The organism is Pseudomonas sp. GXM4 (assembly GCF_008923895.1).
In the GTDB taxonomy this organism is placed as follows: domain Bacteria; phylum Pseudomonadota; class Gammaproteobacteria; order Pseudomonadales; family Pseudomonadaceae; genus Aquipseudomonas; species Aquipseudomonas atacamensis.
This window is the reverse complement of record NZ_WBRZ01000438.1, coordinates 1-2,748: the sequence shown is the minus strand read 5'-3', so window position 1 is coordinate 2,748 and position 2,748 is coordinate 1. Positions and strand designations below refer to the sequence as shown.

General features: G+C 60.1%; 5 protein-coding genes. 3 read left to right on the top strand and 2 right to left on the bottom strand.

The window, feature by feature from the left end:
* Positions 1-98: 98 nt before the first annotated feature.
* A complete protein-coding gene (locus F8N49_RS27105) occupies positions 99-614 on the bottom strand; it encodes a murein L,D-transpeptidase family protein (protein WP_024011712.1) in 516 nt (171 codons plus the stop codon).
* A gap of 76 nt (positions 615-690) precedes the next feature.
* Positions 691-1,242, bottom strand: a complete 552-nt coding sequence (locus F8N49_RS27100; RefSeq protein WP_016771548.1) for an NUDIX hydrolase — start codon at positions 1,240-1,242, stop codon at positions 691-693.
* 147 nt (positions 1,243-1,389) lie between these two features.
* Here F8N49_RS27100 and F8N49_RS27095 point away from each other — a divergent pair, with 147 nt between their 5' ends.
* The 3 genes from F8N49_RS27095 to F8N49_RS27085 form a co-directional block, all read left to right on the top strand.
* Positions 1,390-1,989, top strand: coding sequence for a CoA pyrophosphatase (locus tag F8N49_RS27095; RefSeq protein WP_016771547.1), 600 nt, complete (start codon positions 1,390-1,392; stop codon positions 1,987-1,989).
* Positions 1,990-2,028: 39 nt separating this feature from the next.
* Positions 2,029-2,553 (top strand): gamma carbonic anhydrase family protein, encoded by a 525-nt coding sequence (locus tag F8N49_RS27090; RefSeq protein ID WP_016771546.1) that lies wholly within the window; start codon positions 2,029-2,031, stop codon positions 2,551-2,553.
* Positions 2,550-2,748, top strand: a 199-nt coding sequence (locus tag F8N49_RS27085) for a DUF1289 domain-containing protein (protein WP_151553263.1), incomplete at its 3' end; no start/stop codon positions are given. The genes F8N49_RS27090 and F8N49_RS27085, both read left to right, overlap by 4 nt.

The window sequence follows — 2,748 nt, the reverse complement described above, 5'->3', positions numbered from 1 at the left end:
GACAGCTTCTACAGTTGAGAGTGGTATCACCCCTGTAGGCGCTGTCGCAGGCTGCGATCTTTTGAATTATTTTTTTTGCGGGTGACCAGCGGTCGAGGTTACGGACGAATCTCGATCATCGTGCCGTCCGGTACCAGATTCCACACTTCACGCATGTCGACGTTGCGCATGGCGATGCAGCCGTCGGTCCAGTCGAGGGTGTGGAACAACTGCTCAGGGTTGTCTGCCGAATCCGGAGTGCCGTGGATCATGATCATCCCGCCGGGCTCGACGCCTTCACGACGCGCGCGGGCGGCATCGCTGATGTTCGGGTAGGAAATGTGCATCGACAGGTTGAATTTGTCGCTGGTCTTGCGCCAGTCGATCCAATAGAAACCTTCGGGTGTGCGTTTGTCACCCTCGATCAGTTTCGGGCCTTTCTTCGCGCCCTTGCCCAAGGAGATGCGATAGGTCTTCAGCGGCTTGCCGTCGGCAATCAACTGCAATTGGTGGGCCGATTTCAGTACCAGGACTTTTTCGATCAATGGAGTGTTCGAGGGCGTCACGGTGGTCACGAATGACGCTTGCGAAACGCTGACGAACGACAGGCACAACAGGGCAAGCAACCAACGCATTGAAACGATTCCCCAAGAATGACGCAGAAACATAGTGATAGATGCAGGTGTGGTTATCGGCAGGGTGCCGCGAAGCTCAAGTGATCGCCGGCTGCACCAGTGGCGGAATCGACTCCGAACGCACCGGATAAACCTCGCTGCGCCGATCGGCAAAGAAACATTCCAGCGTGCGCCCGACCGTGCGGAAAGCCAGCTCGTCCCAGGGAATGTCGGCTTCTTCGAACAGTTGCACTTCAAGGCTTTCCGGCCCGGCCGCATACTGCAGATCGGCCAGTTCGGCGCGGAAGAACACATGCACCTGGCTGATGTGCGGCACGTCGATCAGCGTGTAGATGCTCAGGTTGCGCACCCGGGCGCAGGCTTCTTCGGCGGTTTCGCGGATGGCGGCCTGCTCGATGGTCTCGCCGTTTTCCATGAAACCGGCAGGTAGCGTCCAGTAACCGAGACGCGGCTCGATGGCGCGGCGGCAGAGCAGCACTTTCGTCCCCCAGGTCGGCACGCAACCGGCGACGATATTGGGGTTCTGGTAGTGAATGGTCTGACAGCTGTCGCAGACAAATCGCAGCCGCGAGTCGCCTTCGGGAATGCGCTGGGTGACCGGGTTACCGCAGTGGCTGCAAAATTTCATGCTCGGGTTCCTGAATGCTGCGCCTATCTTGGCGTGCAGCGGGGCCGGTCGGCAAGTTGTCGTTTCGCGACACGACGGGTTTCGGGGGCTTGGGCGCTCGCTTTGATTGGTGCATGATGCGGAGCAAGGCACCGATCGAGAACACTCATGCTGGACGAGCTACTGCATAGGGTAAGCAACCACACACCGCGCACGCTGGAGACCGACGCACGTTTCCCCGAAGCCGCCGTGCTGGTGCCGATCACCCGCAGTGACGAACCGGAACTGGTCCTGACCCTGCGCGCCAGCGGGCTTTCGACCCATGGCGGCGAAGTTGCCTTCCCCGGAGGGCGCCGCGACCCGGAAGATCCGGACCTCATATTCACCGCGCTGCGCGAAGCCGAGGAAGAGATCGGCCTGCCACCGGGCCTGGTCGAAGTCATCGGCCCGCTAAGCCCGCTGATTTCCCTGCACGGCATCAAGGTAACGCCGTATGTCGGCGTGATTCCCGACTTTGTCGAATACCAGCCCAATGATGCCGAGATCGCCGCCGTCTTCAGCGTACCGCTGGAATTCTTCCGCAAGGACCCGCGTGAGCATACCCATCGCATCGATTATCAGGGCCGCAGTTGGTACGTGCCGAGCTATCGCTTCGGCGAGTACAAGATCTGGGGCCTGACGGCGATCATGATCGTCGAGTTGATCAACCTGCTCTATGACGCCAAAATCAGCCTGCACCGACCGCCGAAAAGCTTTATCGATACCTGAGCCGTCGTTCGAACGGCCGTGATCCCCGAGGAAAACAAAATGAAATACCGCCTGGGCGACGCCCGTGTCGAAACCCATCCACAGAGCTGGGTCGCGCCCAATGCCGTGCTGGTGGGCAAGGTCCGCCTGGAAGAGGGCGCCAACGTCTGGTTCAACGCTGTGTTGCGCGGCGACAACGAACTGATCCTCATCGGCAAGAACAGCAACGTGCAGGACGGCACGGTGATGCACACCGACATGGGCTATCCACTGACCATCGGTACTGGCGTGACCATCGGCCACAACGCCATGCTCCACGGCTGCACGGTCGGCGATTACAGCCTGATCGGTATCAACGCGGTGATTCTCAACGGCGCGAAGATCGGCAAGAACTGCATCATCGGCGCCAATTCGCTGATCGGCGAAGGCAAGGAAATTCCCGACGGTTCGCTGGTGATGGGCTCGCCGGGCAAGGTCGTGCGTGAACTGACCGAGGCGCAGAAAAAGATGCTCGAAGCCAGCGCCGCGCACTATGTGCATAACTCGCAGCGTTACGCCCGCGATCTGGTCGAGCAGGAACAATGACCACTATCGAACGACCCGTCGCCTCGCCGTGCGTGAATATCTGCGCGCTGGATGAAGATGACGTTTGTACCGGGTGCCAGCGCACGGTCGCAGAGATCACCCGCTGGGGCCGCATGAGCAATGACGAGCGCCGGGTGGTGCTGGGGTTGTGTCATGAACGGGCGAAGGCGAGTGGATTGGTCTGGATGATTCCCG